Below are 15,848 nucleotides of genomic sequence, written 5' to 3'. Positions count from 1 at the left end.
CCGTGAGCAACGCCACCGTCCAGTCGACGGACAGCGTCCCGGAATCCGTCCGGCGCGCCGGGAAGTTCGTCTTCGACTGGATTCCGCTCGCCGTCCTCGCGCTCCTGTGGGAGTACGCCAGCGGGACCGTCGTTCCCGCGGAAGTGCTGCCATCGCCGAGCATCGTTGCCGGCGAAATACAGGTGCTCATCGTGGAGGGCACGATGTTCTCGCACCTGTTCGTCTCACTGTACCGTATCGGCGTCGGCCTCGGACTGAGCATCGCCGCCGGCGTGCTGCTCGGCATCGGGATGGCCCGCCTCGACCCCGTCGAGAACTTCTTCGAGGTGCTGCTCGCGCTCACGTACCCGATTCCGAAGACCGCGTTGGTCCCGCTCGCGATTCTCTGGCTGGGCGTCGGTACCGAGACCGCGGTCCTCATCGTGTTCCTCGCGTGCCTGCTCCCCATCGTGATGAACGCGTACAACGCCGCCGAGAACGTCGACCAGAACCTCGTGTGGGCGGCGAAGATGATGGGGACCGAGGGCCGCCGGTTGTTCGTCAAGGTCATCATCCCGGCCACGATTCCCGACATAATGACCGGCATCCGGCAGGCGGTTCCCATCGCGTTCATCGCGCTGGTGAGCGCGGAACTCATCGCCTCCGACCAGGGCATCGGCTACCTCATCCTGACGGCCGGCCAGATCGGCAACTACCCGACGATGTTCGCGAATATCGTCGTCATCTCCGCGGTCGCGTACTTCGCCGTCCGTGGATTCGAAATCCTCCGTGAACGGGTGTTAGTATGGACGTGAACGTCCGCCGGTTCGACCTCGTCAGCGCGCTGAAGTCCGTCTACTCGCTGGTCATCATCCTCGTGCTCTGGGAGGTCGTCACCCAGCTCGGGATGATTCACTACTACTTCCTGCCGCCGCTGTCGGACGTCCTCGCGAGATTCTACGAACTAACTGCGTCCGGCGAGATGCTGGAGAACGCCTACCTCACGCTGAAACGCGCGTTCGTCGGGCTCGCCATCGCCGTGGTGTTCGGCGTGGTCGTCGGCGTGCTCAGCGCGCGGAACCGAGTCGCCGACTGGTTCTTCGACCCCATCATCAAAATCGGCTATCCGGTGCCGATTATCGCGCTCATCCCGGTGTTCATGCTGTGGTTCGGCATCGGCGACATGTCCAAGATAATCATGGTCGCCGTGGGGACGTTCTGGCCCATCGCGGTGAACGCCAGAGAGGCGACCAAGCAGGTCGAGAAGAACCTCGTGTGGGCGGCGCGCATGATGGGGACCAGCGACACGCGGCTGCTGTGGCGGGTCGTCCTCCCCGCGGCCGCTCCGGGCATCGTCACCGGCATCCAGATTGCGCTGCCGCTGTCGCTCATCATCACGTTCGTCTTCGAGATGATTGCGGGCGGCGGCGGCCTCGGCGCGCTCGAAATCGAGGGCGTGCGGTCGTTCCAGTCGACGCAGACGTACGCCGCCATCATCGCCATCATGCTCGTCGGGCTGTTCCTCGACCGGCTGCTCCGACTCGCTCGGAGCCGGCTGCTTCGCTGGACGTAGCGTTCTCTCTTTTCCTCCCGGCGCGCGCAAAAAGTGTCTATCGGGTCGAAACCGGCTGTGCCTCGGTCTCAGTTGATCGACGGGACGTAGTCGTTGGTGGCGTACTCGGTGACGTCGAAGGTGTCCTCGAGGAAGCCCATCTCGACGAGCTCGTCCATCGTGCTCTGGAGGCGGTCCATGTTGACGTTGATGTCCTGTCGGTAGTAGTCGTTGTTGTTCAGGAAGAAGCCGTCGACGACCGGCTCGGGGAGTTCGAAGTGCTCGGCGGCCAGCGAGACGACCTCCGAGCGGTTGTCGTAGCTGTACTCGACGAGCTCCGCGAGGTCCTCGCCGAACAGCTCGATGGCCTCGGACTTGTTGTCGAGGGAGTCGTTGGACGCGACAGTGTACGCGAACGGGTACGCCTCGTCCCAGAGGTCCTGGCTCGCGACGACCTCGTTGAACCCTTCGGCGCGCGCGCCGCCCGCGAACAGCGCCGGGTAGATGCCGGCGTCGACACGGCCGTCGTTGATGGCCGACGTAATCGACGGGAACGGAATCTCGACGATGTTGACGTCGTTCTCGGGGTCAAGCCCCGCGCTCGTGATAGCCTTGCGGACGACCGCGTGGACCCCAGTCCCCTGCGAGTTCAGCGCGACGTTCGCGCCCTCGAGGTCGGCCGGTTCGGTGACGCCGGTGTCCGGCCCGGAGAAAATCGTGAAGCCGTACCATTCGGAGTGGGCGTCCCAGAAGTCCGTCGAAATCATCGAGATGTTTCCGGGGACCGCCTCCTCGCGCACCGCGGACCCGTAGCTCACGGTGGTGAGCAGCGCGAGGTCGACCTCGCCGGCCGCCATCGAGTTCAGCGAGTCGGGCGTGCTCTCGTTGCGCGTGACGCTGAGTTCGTAGGCGTCGCCCGCGTTCGACACCTGGTCGCGGATGTCCGGGATGTCGAACAGCGACCCGAGGTTCTCGACCGGGACGGTGAACGCGAGGGTGAGACTCGACGTGCCGCCCCCACCGCCACCGAGGCAACCCGTGATTCCCGTGAGACCGACCGCCGCGGCAGCCGTGCCACTCTTCAGAAACGTGCGCCTGTTAGTGCTCCTCTGTGTCATCGTACCATGCACCACACTCAAATTACAAAAAGATGTCTGTATGTTGGATAATCAACACGAACGTCGGTGGATAAACCGGAACCCGGGAACGCGCCCGAAGAAGCCCCAGAACGGAACTTCCCGTAGACGGAGCGGACCGCGAGCGGTGTTACTCGTCGTTCACGTAGACGAGTCCATCCTCGACGACGACGTCGTACATCGGGAGGATGTAGCGGTCGTCGCCGATGTGCTCGCCCGTCTCGACGTCGAACGACCAGCCGTGCCACGGACACGAGACGATGCACTGGTCGTCGTCGTAGTGCTGGTCGACGCGCTCGCCGGGGCCGCCCCACTCGCCGACGAGTCGCGGCTCGACTTTCCCCTCACAGACCGGACCGCCGTCGTGGGGGCACTCGTTGCGCAGCGCGTAGAACTCGCCGTCCGCTTTGATGACGCCGACGTCCACGCGACCGACCTGCACGATGGCGGCGTCGCCGTCCTCGAACTCCGACGCGGGGCCGACTTCGACGCGGTCGTCGGCGCTCATAGGTCGAACACCTCCACGGCGTTCTGGCCGAGAATGTTCTTCCGGTCCTCGTCGCTGAGCATCGGGAGGTCAGTGATGACGCTCGGGCTGTCGAAGTCCCAGTGAGGATAGTCCGACGCGTACAGCATCCTGTCGGTGCCGATCATGTCGAAACACAGCTCCAGCAGGTCCGGGCGCGCCGAGACCTCCAGGGGCTGCGTGCCGAAGTAGAAGTCCGTGATGTAGTCGCCGGGCTTCTTCTCCAGCATCGGAGCCTCCTCGGAGCGCTTGAGGTACTCCTCGTTGATGCGGCTGACCAGCCCCGGGATGTAGGTCACGCCGGACTCCATGAACACGATTTCGAGGTCCGGGAACTTCTCGGCGACGCCCTGACACGCCACGCTGACGATTTGGGACATGTTCGATTCGAGGAAGCCCAGCGTGTGCGTCTCGATCATGTCCTGGTAGCCCGCGCGGACGTAGTCGTCCAGCCCGGAGCCGCCGGTGTGGTAGACGACGGGGTAGCCTTCCTCCTCGCAGCGCTCGTAGATGGGGTCGTACTTGCGGTTGCCCAGCGGCGGGCTCGCGCCCGCGGTGACCATCACGACGCCCACGAACGCTTCCTCGTCCTCGATGCGGTCGAGCACGTCGATGGAGGCGTCGATGTCGTGGTACGGCATCGGCGCGAGCCCGTAGATGCCCTCGTCGGGGTCGAGCACTTCTTCGAGCATGTAGTCGATGTACCCCTTGACGAACGACTCGACGCGGCGGTCGTCGGCGCTGATGCCGCCCATCGCGAGGATGAGGTGCGAAATCTGGAGGGTGACGTCGATGTCGAGGTGGTCCATGCCCTCGACGACGTCCTGTTTGTCGTCGCCGCCGTCAGGGTACTCGGAGAACTCGCGTTCGATTTTCCCGTAGTTGAAGCGGTTCCCCGTGGAGGCGGGGAAGAACGCCGAGAGGTTCTGTTTGACGCCGGTGCCACCCCAGCCGCTCTTCTGGAACTTCGTCTTCCACGGTTCTGGCATGTACGGCGCGACCTGTTCGAAGGTGTCCGCGTAGTGCCAGTCGCAGTCGACGACGAGGTGCTCGCTGGGGTCTATCATCGACTCACCACCGCTGTGTGAACGGGCGGCATACGCAGTCGGTCGGCGTGATTTGTAATAAATCTTTACTCGGGTCGAATTTGTTCGGTCCTGTCAGCGAACCCCACCCCCTAATTTATTTAGTCCCGCTCACAACGTCGTATCCGTCGAATGACCGAGAACGTTCCAACCGACCACCCAGCCAACGCTGCCGTTAGCGCTGGCGAACCCCGGTTCCTCACGCAGGACGACCTCACGGTCGACACCCACCAGATAGTGGGACCGGACGGGTCTTACGACGCCGACGACGTCCCCGACCTCGACGCCGAGCAGTTCCGGGACCTCTACCGGTGGATGCTGACCGACCGCGTGTTCAGCCGACGCATGGTGAGCATCCAGCGCCGCGGCGAACTCGGGACCTTCGGGTCCACCCGCGGCCAGGAAGCAAGCATCATCGGGAGCGCGTACACCCTCGATCCCGACGACTGGCTGTACGTCGGCCGCGCGTGGACGCCGATGTTCATGCGCGGCGTCCCGATGAAGGACATGATTCTGTTCTGGCGCGGCATCGAGGAGGGCCAGCAGTCGTTCGCCGAGCACAACTCCCAGATCGCCATCTCCATCGGCAGCCACCTGCCGCTGGTCGCGGGGCTGGCGTGGGGGATGGACCTCAGCGACGACGACGCCATCGCCACCGCGTACCTCGGGGACGGCGCGACTTCGACGGGCGCCGCCCACGAGGCCATCAACTTCGCGGGCGCGCTCGGCGTCCCCGCGTTGTTCTACTGCCAGAACAACCAGTACGCCATCTCACTGTCCGCGGACGAACAGACCGGCGCCAGCACGATCGCGCAGAAAGCGCTGGCGTACGGCATGGATGCCATCCGCGTCGACGGCCAAGACGTGCTCGCCGTCTACGAAGCCGTCGAGGAGGCCCGAGAGCGCGTCCGCGAGGGCGAACCCGTCTTCGTCGAGTCCGTCACGTACCGTCTGGACGCCCACACCACCAGCGACGACCCGACGCGCTATCGTAGCGACGAGGAAGTCGAAGCGTGGGAGAGGCAGGACCCACTGGAGCGTTACCGCGAGTTCCTGAAAGCCGAGGACCTGTGGGCGGACATCGACCACGACGCCATCGTCGACGAAATCGAGGCGGAGTTCGACGCCGCGCTCGATGCCGCCAACGAGTTCGCCGAGCGCGAAATCGTCGAAATCTTCGCGCACGTCTACGAGGAGATGCCGCCCGAACTCCAGCGCCAGTACGAGGAGTTCGTCGACCTCCTCGAACGCCGCCCGGAGATGTACGACTACATCGAGCAGCGGCCCAAAGGGTGACTCATGCAGGCAACTATCGTAGAAGCAGTCAACGACGCATTACACACGGAGATGGACGCCGACGACGACGTAGTCGTCTTCGGCGAGGACGTCGCTGAGAGCGGCGGCGTGTTCCGCGCGACCGACGAACTCCTCGAAGCGTTCGGCGAGAACCGCGTGGTCGACACGCCGCTGTCCGAGATTGCCATCGTCGGTGCCGCGACGGGGCTGGCGATGTACGGCCTGCGGCCGGTCGCCGAGATTCAGTTCTCGGGGTTCCTGCCGCCGGCGTTCGACCAGCTCGTGACGAACGCCAGCCGCATCCGCTGGCGCACCCGCGGCGAACTCACCGCGCCGATGGTCGTCCGGATGCCGTACGGCGCTGGCGTGCGCGCGCTCGAACACCACTCCGAGAGCATGGAGGGCGCGTACGCCCACATTCCGGGCCTGAAGGTGGTCGCGCCGAGCACCCCACACGACACGAAGGGGCTGTTGCTCGCGTCGATTCGCGACCCCGACCCGGTGCTGTTCATGGAACCCAAGCGCATCTACCGGTCGTTCCGCGAGGAAGTCCCCGACGAGGACTACGAGGTCCCCCTCGGCGAGGCCGCAATCCGGCAGGAAGGCGAGGACGTCACGGTGATTAGCTGGGGGTCGATGATGCCCGCGACGCTGGAGGCTGTCGACGAACTCGACGCCGACGCGGAAGTCGTGGACCTCCGCACCATCTCGCCGCTGGACACCGAGACGGTCGTCGAGTCCGTGAAGAAGACTGGACGCGCGGTCGTCGTCCACGAGGGGCCGCGGAGCAACGGCGTCGGCGCGGACGTCGTCGCGCGCATCAACGACGAGGCGCTGATGTACCTCGAAGCTCCCGTCGAGCGCGTCACTGGCTTCGACACGCCCGTGCCGCTGCTGTCGATGGAGGACTACTACTTCCCGCACCCGCCGCGCATCCTCGACGCCATCGAGCGCGCACTCGCCGTCTAACCACTCTGTTTTCTGATAGACGGAAATACTGAAAGGGGCAGCCGACGCGTACAACGTATGGCCGAGCAGACGTTCGAGCTACCGGACCTCGGAGAAGGCATCGCTGAGGGCGAACTCGTTTCCTGGCTCGTCGAGCCCGGTGACGTCGTAGAAGCCGACCAGACGATAGCGGAGGTCGAGACCGACAAGGCACTCGTGGAGGTGCCGTCACCCTACGACGGCACCGTGAAAGAACTCCACGCGGCGGAGGGCGAGACGGTTCCCGTGGACTCCGTCATCGTCGCGTTCGAGGTTGAAGACGATGAGGGTGAAGCAGCGGAGGAAGTGCAGTCCGCGGTCGAACCCGTCGAAGAAGGCGAAGCAAGCGAGACGGGCGAGTCCGGGGGGCGCGTGTTCGCAGCACCGAGCACGCGGACGCTGGCGCGCGAACTCGACGCCGACCTCGCCGACGTTTCGGGTAGCGGGCCGGGCGGCCGCATCACCGCTGCCGACGTCCGAGCCCACGTCGAATCCAGCGGTGAGGCCGCCGAGCCTGCGCAGACCGCAGACGCGACCGAGAGTGAGTCCACGGAAGCGGAGGAGCCTGTGCTCGTGGAGAGCGACGGTGCGGCACGCGACCGCACGCTCGCCATGCCAGCGACCCGGCAACTCGCCCGCGAGAAAGGCGTCGACATCAACGACGTGCCCACGAGCGAGGAGCGCGACGGCGAGGCGTTCGTCACGCAGTCGGACGTGCGCGCGTACGTCGAATCCGGCGGGAAAGCAGCTGAGCCCGCGGAAGCAGAGACTGCGGGAGTCGGGCCGACGTCGGGCGAGCGCGTGCCGTACAGCGGGGTTCGCCGGACCATCGGCGAGCAGATGGCGCGCTCGAAGTACACCGCACCCCACGTCGCCCACCACGACGAATTCGACGCTACGGACCTCGTGGCGGTCCGCGAAGACCTCCGTGACCCCGCAGAGGCGGAGGGTGTGAACCTCACGTACCTGCCATTCGTCGTGAAGGCGGTCACGCGCGCACTCCAGGAGTTCCCCTTCTTGAACTCCAGCCTCGACGAGGACGCCGAGGAGATCGTACTCCACGACGAGTACAACATCGGCATCGCCGTCGCCACCGACGCCGGGTTAATGGTACCGGTGGTAGAGCACGCCGACGAGAAGAGCCTCGTCGAACTCGCGGCGGAAATCGACGACCTCGCGACCCGTGCGCGCAATCGCGAGCTCTCCCGCGAGGAGATGCAGGGCGGGACGTTCACCATCACGAACATCGGCGTCATCGGCGGGGAGTTCTCCGCGCCCATCATCAACCATCCCGAAGCTGCTATCCTCGCGATGGGGCCGATTGCGAAGCGCCCGTGGGTCGTCGACGACGAGGTCGTCGCCCGCGAGACGATGCGGCTGTCGATGTCCGTCGACCACCGGCTCGTCGACGGCGCGGAGGCTGCGCAGTTCACGAACCGCGTGCAGGAACTGCTCGGGCAGCCCGCGCGCCTGCTGCTGTAAGTCGCGGCGGCAAACGGCCGCCGAACACGTGGACTTTTGACAGGGGACCGCGAAGCGAGTAGTATGGTAATGGGCGACATAGCGACCGGGACGGACGTCCTCGTCGTCGGCGGCGGTCCCGGCGGATACGTTGCGGCGATTCGTGCGGCACAACACGACCTCGACACGACGCTCGTCGAACGCGACGCGTACGGCGGGACGTGCCTGAACTACGGCTGCATCCCCTCGAAGGCGTTCATCACGGCGACGGACCTCGCACACGACGCGGGTAACGCCGAGGCGATGGGCGTCAGCGCGAACCCCGAAATCGACGTGGCAGCGATGGCCGACTGGAAAGACGACGTCGTCGACCAACTCACCGGCGGCGTCGAGAAGCTCTGCAAGGCCAACGGCGTCAACCTCGTCGACGGTACGGCGGCGTTCGAGGACGAACACACCGCCCGCATCGCGCACGACGGCAGCGGGCAAGGCATGGAAACCATCGAATTCGAGCACGCCATCGTCGCGACCGGCTCCCGACCCATCGAGGTGCCGGGCTTCGAGTACGCCGACGACCCGGTGTGGTCCTCGCGGGATGCGCTCGCGACGGACGAACTCCCGGAGGAGATCGTCGTCGTGGGCGCGGGCTACATCGGCATGGAACTCTCGACGACGTTTGCGAAAGCCGGCGCTGACGTCACCGTCGTGGAGATGCTCGACGACGTGCTCCCCGGCTACGACAGCCGCCTCACGGACGTCGTGAAAGCGCGCGCGAAGGACCTCGGTATCGACTTCCAGTTCGGCGAGGGCGCGGCCGGCTGGGAGGGCGAGGACGGCGACATCACCGTCACCACGGAGACGGAGGATGGTGCAGAGTCGACGTACGACGCCGAGAAGGTGCTCGTGGCGGTCGGTCGCGAGCCGGTGACGGACACGCTCGAACTCGACGCAATCGGACTCGAACCCGACGAGAACGGCTTCCTCGCGACGGACGACCAGGCGCGCACGGCCGTCGAGAACATCTTCGCCGTCGGCGATGTCGCGGGCGAACCGATGCTCGCGCACAAAGCCAGCAAGGAGGGTATCGTCGCGGCGGAGGTCGTTGCGGGCGAGCCAGCGGCCCTCGATTCTCAGGCCGTCCCGAAAGTCGTGTTCACCGACCCCGAAATCGCGACCGTCGGTATGACCGAGGCAGACGCCGCGGAGGCGGGCTTCGACCCGGTCGTCGGCGAGATGCCGTTCCGTGCGAACGGCCGGTCGCTGACAACTGGCAACGACGATGGGTTCGTGCGAATCGTCGCAGGTGGGGACGCCGGCTTCGTGCTCGGCGCACAGATCGTCGGCCCGGAGGCCAGCGAACTCGTCGCTGAAGTGACCCTCGCCATCGAGATGGGTGCCACGCTCGCCGACGTCGCCTCCACGATTCACACGCATCCGACGCTCTCGGAGGCCGTGATGGAGGCCGCCGAGCACGCACAGGGTCAGGCGATTCACACGCTGAACCGGTAACCGTGCAGCCGCGGCCAGCGGCGGTGACAAGCTAGGGACCTCCCGGATTCGTATTTCCCGAACACTTTTCTCGGCGTCCCGCCTCTACGTAGGTATGGTACAGCAGAACACGGGTCCACAAGCCCCCGTGAAGACGGCCGAGCGCACGTTCGAGCTCGTAGAGTTCCTCAAGGACGTCGACGGCGCGACGCTGACGGAAGCGACGGATGCGCTCGACCTCCCGAAGAGCAGCGTCCACAACTACCTGAAGACGCTCGAACACTGCGGCTACGTCGTGGAGACCGACGGCGTTTACGAGGTCGGCCTCCGCTTTCTCGACCTGGGCGCGTACGCCCGTACCAACGTCCCGCTGTACCCTGTCGCCGAACCCGAACTGGAGACCATCGCCGAGGAGACCGGCGAGCTCGCGAACCTCCTCGTCGAACAGGACGGCCGCGGCACGTTCATCTACCGGAAGAAAGGCGAGAACGCCGTGAAAATCGACTCCTACAACGGCCAGCAGATACACCTCCATACGACCGCCGTCGGCAAGGCGATTCTCGCGAACCTGCCCGAGGAGCGCGTCGAAGCCATCCTCGCGCGCCACGGACTCCCCGAGAAGACCGACCGGACGATTACCGACCGCGAGGCGCTCTACGACGCGCTCGACGACATCCGTAAGGAAGGATTCTCCTACGACCGCGAGGAGCGGATTCACGGCCTGAAGTGCATCGCGACGCCGGTGTTCAACGACGGCGACGTCGCCGGTGGCATCAGCATCACGGGTCCGACCAGCCGGATGTCCGAGGAGCGAATCGAGGGCGAACTCAAGCAGCAGCTCCGAAACGCCAAGAACATCGTCGAACTCAACCTCTCGCATTCGTAGCTCCACGCTCACCGCCCGATTCCCGAAATACGACTTGGAATTTCTGAAATACGAACGGGGGATTGTATTTCTGTGCCTGCTTGGCCTAACAACGTGAAATATGACGGATTCACTCCCTCAGAGCTTCTTCGGGAGTCGAAATATTCGTATTTCGGAAATAGAGAACGAGACGAGTAATGACCATCTGCTGGTACGTGTCGCTGTGAACTAATCACTAATCCACGGACTCGACGCCACGAACTCGAATCTCTACCCGATTACACCGAACGAACCGAGAGTCCGCGGCGTACACCGGTGGTTCGCACGAAACTGACCGCCAGAAACTCGTTCGTATTTGCCGAAGTCTGTGGCGGACCACCCGTCCGGAACAAGAATAACACGATTACTCTTGTTATTTTAATCGGCATCGCACTGATGGTCATCGTCGGCTACCAGGCGCTGCTGTCCGGGACGCTTGTGTTCCCACTCGAGCTGCTGGTCGTCGTCATCGTCTCCTTTCAGGGGTCTGCGTACGCGACGTGGCCCCCACAAGAGTTCACGTTCTCCCACCACGCGGCGCTCCCGGAGCAACTAGGCTTCCTCGGCGTCGAAGCGGCGGGGACGACCAAAGAGTGCGCGAAGTGTGGTGTGGAGACAGCGAAACCTATCTGGGCTCGAGAACACTCCTGCGTCTCGTGTGGATTCGAAGCAAACTGGGAGGCGAATGCGGTGATGAGCGTTCTACAGGCGGGTTTGTTGTGTTAGGGCTGGGATGGCCTGAAAAGACGCCTTTGGAGACTGCCTCCCTACGCACGCTACTCAGGTGTCTGCAAAGCGCGTTATCAAAACAGGAAGCCCAACCCTCAACGAAGCCGCACCAGCGGCTGAGTAGGTGGGTAGTTCACAGATACTTCTCCCAAGCTAACGGATCTTGGAGCCGATATCCTCATCGTCGAACGAAGCGCCACATTCTTCGCGTCCTTTTAAGTCTACAAACGAAACTAGGAATTCTGGGAGTTGGTGAGTCCGCAAGCAGCTCGAAAACCGGACGAGATCGACTTACCGACTGACCATCGCTCGAACTACTGACAGATACCGCGAAAATACGGGAAAATGAACAGCGCAGCCGCTACTGAATCGATGAACCCGGCGTGAGAAAAGCGTTACCCGAACTCCCGTAGGAAGTCACCTAACGCCCGTACGAACGTCTTCGCCGTGATCACTGGCGGCGACCGAATCGGTTTATCGAGTGCGACCTTGATCAGATAGTCTGTGAGCCGCCACAGATTATATATCAATGTCGACAACGCGAAGTTACACAGGCGCAGCCGGTAGTCCGTCGACGATGTCTTCGGCAGAAAGTCCTTGATCGACTTGTACTGGTTCTCGATGTCCCACCGCCGACTATACCCATTCACCACGCTCCCAATCTCCTCCGGCTCGACGTGGTCCTGGTTCGTCACGAACACTGCGTACTTCCCGTCAGCATCATCGCTCGTGCTTGGCGTGTAGAGGAACTCCGCCTCGTGATGAACGTCGCCGTCGATCCCTAGCGGGACATCGTGTTTGACGGCCTTGTCTGCTGTCGGATGCGCTTGGACATCCTGGATCGCTGCTAAATCGTCTTCGTATCGAGGGACCGGCGACAGGTACGTGAGCCCGCGCTCGTCAACATTTGCGTACACGCGATTGGCGTAGAACCCACGGTCGAACATCACCATGTCCAGGTCGACGAACTGCTCCGCTCGGTCGAGCAATCGACTCACCAGGTCAGCTTTCGAGTACGACGGCGAACCGTCGGGCTCCCACGTAGAGTCTTCTTTGACTGGCTCAATACCAAGGATGAGTGGTGCGTGGTCGCCAACCAGCGTGATGGTCGCGTACTTGTAGCCGCGTTTGTACTCGCCGTCCTTTTTGTAGCCGCTCACCATCTTCGGATAGTCCGGCTTCGCGACACCTGCTTCCTTGTCTTCCCACGGCCAGACGTGAAACTGCTCGTGGGTGATGTCTATCGCTGCAACAGTCTCCCGTGAGTCGAAGGGATCATCACCGCGAATTGAGTTGATGATGTTCTCCGTGGCGGCGTTGAACGCCGTCATAATCGCGTCCCGAATCTGGTCGATTTCGGGCATCGAATCATCGTCCTCGAAATCCTCGAACGTGAGCTGCCCGTCTGACTCCTCGAGCGTGGCGATTTTCTTGATTGCCCGCAGGAACGTTGAGTCGTCGCAGGTGAGGTCGTCGTCGGTGAGCCAGCCGTACTCCGCTTCTGAATGAGCACTCCCGTTGTTTGCACAAATACTCGCGAACATATCCAAGATCACCTCGTCGGAGTACGTCTTGTGGGCCGCTCGGTGGGTGTCGAACTCGGGGATGACGTGTTTGCGAGCAAGCGTCAGCGTCTTCTGGGCCTTCTCCTTCTTGTACTCGCTCGTGCTCTGTGACTCCTCTTCATCGGTTTTGGTTGGGACGGACGGCACGAGGCCTTCCGTGACAACATTATGGTCGAGCGCAACTTGCCGGACGCCAGCCACAGTCCGGTTGAGGACTTCTTGGGTGTCCTCGCTGAATTTTCCGTGCGTGTACGAGAGTTGCTGTTGGGTCGGCGTCTTCTCGAGGTCAGTAATATCGAAGTGGAAGCTCTTGACAAGACTTGGCTCTCGTCCGAGTCGTTGCGCTAATTCGTTCTGTGAGATCCCGCGAATGCCTTTGAATAGGAGCGTGCGAAACATTTCGTCGGTTCCGAAGTTGACGCGGTTCTGGTCGCGGGCGTCCTCGAGATCGTTAACTGGAATCGAGAGCTGGCGAATGACATCCCAGAGGTGGTCTTCGCGCTCACAGAGCGTCTCCGCGTGAACGACGATTGACTGGGCGACCGCCGACGGGTCACTCATCATTATCCTGCCTCCGAGCCGCGCTACTGCACTGGTAGCGTGATGCTAGCCAGATTGTGGAGTGGTTCAGTCCCAGTGTAGCCCTGCTGGGATGACGAATATCGGTATAGAATAGAGTAAAATCGGGGTCAGCCATTAGCGTTGGTAGTCTGTCTGGGGCTTGTCACTGCGGATGTATGAAAGGGTATGCAGGCTGTAGTTGCAGAATTGGTTGTGGCTAAAATACGGTATAGACCAAATATCGGTGTGAGTTATATATTGGTTGGATTTATAGTGCGTGATGGCGAATGCGTGGATACGATGGGATTAGACGACTTAGAGGGGTTTCTCCGGCAGAAGGGCGCACCGGAACTCGTCACGGAGATCGGGACGAGAACAGCGACGTTTAACGCACTCGTCGACGCGGTTGCAGTGAGTTCCTCAACAGTGTCCTCACGGTTATCTGAGGGTGTTGAACGTGATATTTTCACAGTGAGTCACAGTCCGACTGAGCATGGAACCGAAAAGCGGTATAAGCTCACACTGCTTGGTCGTCGGATCTATGATTGGGCAGAACAGACGGAGTTCGAGCGGAAGGTTCGAAAACTGCGTCGGCTGCGTCACGAGCGTGATACGTCGTTCGAGCAGCTGATTGGGAAGCTCAATCGGGATATAGAAATCCGCAAGATGGTAGCCGACTCAGACCCACTGGAGGAAGAGGACATGGATTTACCCGAAGGAGAATCTCTTGTGCAGAAAGAGCCGTCGGAAGAAGCGCTTCGCGAAGCGAAATTCCAACAGATGGAAGAAGACCTCATACCCATCTCAGACGACGAAACCGAAGAGATGAATCGGTGAAGGAATCGCATTCGTGTGCTAGTCTACAAAATCATCTGCCTACATGTTATGAATTGACCCATGAGTTAGAGATGTAATAATCTAACACATAAATAGATTTCGCCGTTATTCAGGTGGATAAAATCCTATTTTGGGTTGATGGTGTCCAATTATTAATCTGAATACGATGATGAAATCTGGTGTCTGGTTGACTACATACCCAACTCAGTGGCTAAATGAGGAGTTAGGATGTCAAACCCATGTCTGAAGGCAATAACATGCTCAAAACTGTCCTCAGGCGTGCCGAAGTCCTCCATCTGGTCTGTAACGAGATGCCGGAGAAACGGAACTTAGAAGATGAGGTAGCCAAGTCACGCCCAACTATTGATCGAGCAATCCGCGAACTAGAAGAAGAACATCTCGTATGCCGGGACAACGGGCTCTGCAAGCCCACTTCCGCCGGTCAACTAGCGAATGAACTATACGAACAGTTTGAGCAATCTTTCGGCAGGCTTTCCAAAATTGAACAGGAGTTAGCAGCACTCCCAGTCGAAACAACGCTCCCAGGAACGATTCTGGAAGGTGCTTCGTTATTTCAAACACCCGACCACGCTCCCTACACAACAATCGATCCTTTAGTTGATGATCTCTTGCAAGCTGACAATATTGTTGTGATGACTCCTGTGCTCATATCTCCATACCTGGAAGAAATCAGTAACCAACGTAACGCAAGCCAGATCGAAATTAGCCTGATAACTACAGAAACGGTCGCTGAGACGTTTAATACCGGTGCCGCGAATTCGCTAACCGATGATTCCAGACTGATAGATCAATTAGTTGTTTCCGATGCCCTTCCCCAGTATGGACTTATTTTGGTTGATGGGGCTGTCTCGTATACGTTAATTTTCACAGATACGAATCACCTCTCAGCGGTAATTCGGAATACACGCCCAGATACTGTAGAATGGACAAGAAAGAAAATAGTCCAATCTAAGCAGCATGGTCGTAGCTGAACTCGTGGTCTTGGAAGTCCTGAAGCACGTCGAACCGCTAAGTGGAATTGCCTACTTACCGATTTAGCCATTCCAGTTTCACACATCCCGCTAAATAAAGAAACAGCGCTAGCAACTCCTGTTAGGTTTCACATCTTGGTTCGTTCCTCGACGGTGACGTTGTAGGTTCGCGTCATTTGCTTTTCATCGACGCTAAGTGTGACAGTTACATCCTTGGGGATGTTTTCGCGGAGGGTCTCTTGGGAGAGGCGTGGCGTTTGGGCGGTGTCACCGACCTTGTTGCGCGTCCAGACGACCGCGACGTGCACGGTTGGCTTAGAGACTGATTCAACTGTGATACCGTCTAAGGTTTGATTAGATACATTCGCAGTGAGTTCTTGACGAACTGCTTGGGCTGCAACCGATGCACCCATGTGCTTCAGCCAAACGTCTGCGGGGGAAGTCCCGTAGACTGGTTTTCTGGTTACATTCCCAGTCGTTTCGTTAACTGAAACCCGGTATTCCTCGATGTACTCGATAGTATTGTTCTTTGCGTGGTACGTGTGGTTGGTAGTGAATTCTTTGTTGACCTCGAGGTGGTTGGGCATTTCCGAGATGGTGGCCGATGGATTCTCTGTCGATGTTGAACTGGGAGACGTTGGATTCCCCAAACAGCCTGCCGTGATCATGGTGAGGGCCAACAGGCAGAGAGGAAGCTTTGACTTATACACGGGGGCCATAATGTCTAATAATAATGGTGTGATTAAACGC

General features: G+C 61.0%; 14 protein-coding genes and 1 pseudogene. 10 read left to right on the top strand and 5 right to left on the bottom strand.

The annotated features are described in order from the left end of the window. Positions 1-2: 2 nt before the first annotated feature. A complete protein-coding gene (locus LT974_RS08625) occupies positions 3-794 on the top strand; it encodes an ABC transporter permease (RefSeq protein WP_232587269.1) in 792 nt (263 codons plus the stop codon). Then, positions 785-1,552, top strand: coding sequence for an ABC transporter permease (locus LT974_RS08620; protein WP_232587268.1), 768 nt, complete (start codon positions 785-787; stop codon positions 1,550-1,552). Before LT974_RS08625 ends, LT974_RS08620 begins: the two co-directional genes overlap by 10 nt. A gap of 68 nt (positions 1,553-1,620) precedes the next feature. Here LT974_RS08620 and LT974_RS08615 read toward each other — a convergent pair whose 3' ends face one another. The 3 genes from LT974_RS08615 to LT974_RS08605 all read right to left on the bottom strand — a co-directional run bounded on the left by LT974_RS08615 (position 1,621) and on the right by LT974_RS08605 (position 4,260). Next, positions 1,621-2,649, bottom strand: coding sequence for an ABC transporter substrate-binding protein (locus tag LT974_RS08615; RefSeq protein WP_232587267.1), 1,029 nt, complete (start codon positions 2,647-2,649; stop codon positions 1,621-1,623). A gap of 148 nt (positions 2,650-2,797) precedes the next feature. Continuing rightward, the gene (locus LT974_RS08610) at positions 2,798-3,175 is read right to left on the bottom strand and encodes a Rieske (2Fe-2S) protein (protein WP_232587266.1); all 378 of its coding nucleotides are present in this window, start codon (positions 3,173-3,175) and stop codon (positions 2,798-2,800) included. Next, positions 3,172-4,260 (bottom strand): amidohydrolase family protein, encoded by a 1,089-nt coding sequence (locus tag LT974_RS08605; RefSeq protein ID WP_232587265.1) that lies wholly within the window; start codon positions 4,258-4,260, stop codon positions 3,172-3,174. The genes LT974_RS08610 and LT974_RS08605 overlap by 4 nt, the downstream gene beginning before the upstream one ends. 150 nt (positions 4,261-4,410) lie before the next feature. On the opposite strand from LT974_RS08605, the gene LT974_RS08600 reads away from it, so the two are divergent. The 6 genes and pseudogenes from LT974_RS08600 to LT974_RS08575 all read left to right on the top strand — a co-directional run. Beyond that, positions 4,411-5,574 carry a thiamine pyrophosphate-dependent enzyme gene (locus tag LT974_RS08600; RefSeq protein WP_232587264.1) on the top strand — a complete coding sequence of 388 codons (1,164 nt, stop codon included), beginning with the start codon at positions 4,411-4,413 and terminating at the stop codon, positions 5,572-5,574. Positions 5,575-5,577: 3 nt separating this feature from the next. Further along, positions 5,578-6,543 carry an alpha-ketoacid dehydrogenase subunit beta gene (locus LT974_RS08595; protein WP_232587263.1) on the top strand — a complete coding sequence of 322 codons (966 nt, stop codon included), beginning with the start codon at positions 5,578-5,580 and terminating at the stop codon, positions 6,541-6,543. Between the two features lie 57 nt (positions 6,544-6,600). After that, complete coding sequence (locus LT974_RS08590; RefSeq protein WP_232587262.1) at positions 6,601-8,043, top strand: 2-oxo acid dehydrogenase subunit E2; 1,443 nt, start codon at positions 6,601-6,603, stop codon at positions 8,041-8,043. A 63-nt stretch (positions 8,044-8,106) separates the two neighbouring features. Then, complete coding sequence (gene lpdA / locus LT974_RS08585; RefSeq protein ID WP_232587261.1) at positions 8,107-9,531, top strand: dihydrolipoyl dehydrogenase; 1,425 nt, start codon at positions 8,107-8,109, stop codon at positions 9,529-9,531. A gap of 94 nt (positions 9,532-9,625) precedes the next feature. Further along, positions 9,626-10,396 (top strand): IclR family transcriptional regulator, encoded by a 771-nt coding sequence (locus LT974_RS08580; protein WP_232587260.1) that lies wholly within the window; start codon positions 9,626-9,628, stop codon positions 10,394-10,396. Between the two features lie 585 nt (positions 10,397-10,981). Next, positions 10,982-11,267: pseudogene (locus LT974_RS08575) on the top strand (zinc ribbon domain-containing protein); the annotation flags it as partial. Positions 11,268-11,538: 271 nt separating this feature from the next. Here LT974_RS08575 and LT974_RS08570 read toward each other — a convergent pair. Beyond that, entirely contained in the window at positions 11,539-13,272 is a 1,734-nt protein-coding gene (locus LT974_RS08570; protein ID WP_232587259.1) for a transposase, read from the bottom strand. 297 nt (positions 13,273-13,569) lie between these two features. Between LT974_RS08570 and LT974_RS08565 the strand changes: the two genes are divergently transcribed. Together LT974_RS08565 and LT974_RS08560 are read left to right on the top strand one after the other, a co-directional pair. Next, positions 13,570-14,106, top strand: a complete 537-nt coding sequence (locus LT974_RS08565) for a hypothetical protein (RefSeq protein ID WP_232587258.1) — start codon at positions 13,570-13,572, stop codon at positions 14,104-14,106. 239 nt (positions 14,107-14,345) lie between these two features. Further along, positions 14,346-15,098 carry a transcriptional regulator FilR1 domain-containing protein gene (locus tag LT974_RS08560; RefSeq protein WP_232587257.1) on the top strand — a complete coding sequence of 251 codons (753 nt, stop codon included), beginning with the start codon at positions 14,346-14,348 and terminating at the stop codon, positions 15,096-15,098. 128 nt (positions 15,099-15,226) lie between these two features. On the opposite strand, the gene LT974_RS08555 is transcribed toward LT974_RS08560, so the two are convergent. Further along, positions 15,227-15,817, bottom strand: coding sequence for a hypothetical protein (locus tag LT974_RS08555; protein ID WP_232587256.1), 591 nt, complete (start codon positions 15,815-15,817; stop codon positions 15,227-15,229). Positions 15,818-15,848: the final 31 nt, after the last annotated feature.

The organism is Halobacterium noricense (assembly GCF_021233435.1).
Lineage (GTDB): Archaea > Halobacteriota > Halobacteria > Halobacteriales > Halobacteriaceae > Halobacterium > Halobacterium noricense.
The sequence above is the reverse complement of the archived record's forward strand: the minus strand, read 5'-3'. Positions and strand labels throughout refer to the sequence as shown.

Coding starts and splice junctions, on each gene's coding strand:
- LT974_RS08620 (WP_232587268.1), top strand. CDS start 785: ATGGACGTGAACGTCCGCCGGTTCGACCTCGTCAGCGCGCTGAAGTCC.
- LT974_RS08615 (WP_232587267.1), bottom strand. CDS start 2,649: ATGACACAGAGGAGCACTAACAGGCGCACGTTTCTGAAGAGTGGCACG.
- LT974_RS08610 (WP_232587266.1), bottom strand. CDS start 3,175: ATGAGCGCCGACGACCGCGTCGAAGTCGGCCCCGCGTCGGAGTTCGAG.
- LT974_RS08605 (WP_232587265.1), bottom strand. CDS start 4,260: ATGATAGACCCCAGCGAGCACCTCGTCGTCGACTGCGACTGGCACTAC.
- LT974_RS08600 (WP_232587264.1), top strand. CDS start 4,411: ATGACCGAGAACGTTCCAACCGACCACCCAGCCAACGCTGCCGTTAGC.
- LT974_RS08595 (WP_232587263.1), top strand. CDS start 5,578: ATGCAGGCAACTATCGTAGAAGCAGTCAACGACGCATTACACACGGAG.
- LT974_RS08590 (WP_232587262.1), top strand. CDS start 6,601: ATGGCCGAGCAGACGTTCGAGCTACCGGACCTCGGAGAAGGCATCGCT.
- lpdA (WP_232587261.1), top strand. CDS start 8,107: ATGGTAATGGGCGACATAGCGACCGGGACGGACGTCCTCGTCGTCGGC.
- LT974_RS08580 (WP_232587260.1), top strand. CDS start 9,626: ATGGTACAGCAGAACACGGGTCCACAAGCCCCCGTGAAGACGGCCGAG.
- LT974_RS08570 (WP_232587259.1), bottom strand. CDS start 13,272: ATGATGAGTGACCCGTCGGCGGTCGCCCAGTCAATCGTCGTTCACGCG.
- LT974_RS08565 (WP_232587258.1), top strand. CDS start 13,570: ATGGGATTAGACGACTTAGAGGGGTTTCTCCGGCAGAAGGGCGCACCG.
- LT974_RS08560 (WP_232587257.1), top strand. CDS start 14,346: ATGTCTGAAGGCAATAACATGCTCAAAACTGTCCTCAGGCGTGCCGAA.
- LT974_RS08555 (WP_232587256.1), bottom strand. CDS start 15,817: ATGGCCCCCGTGTATAAGTCAAAGCTTCCTCTCTGCCTGTTGGCCCTC.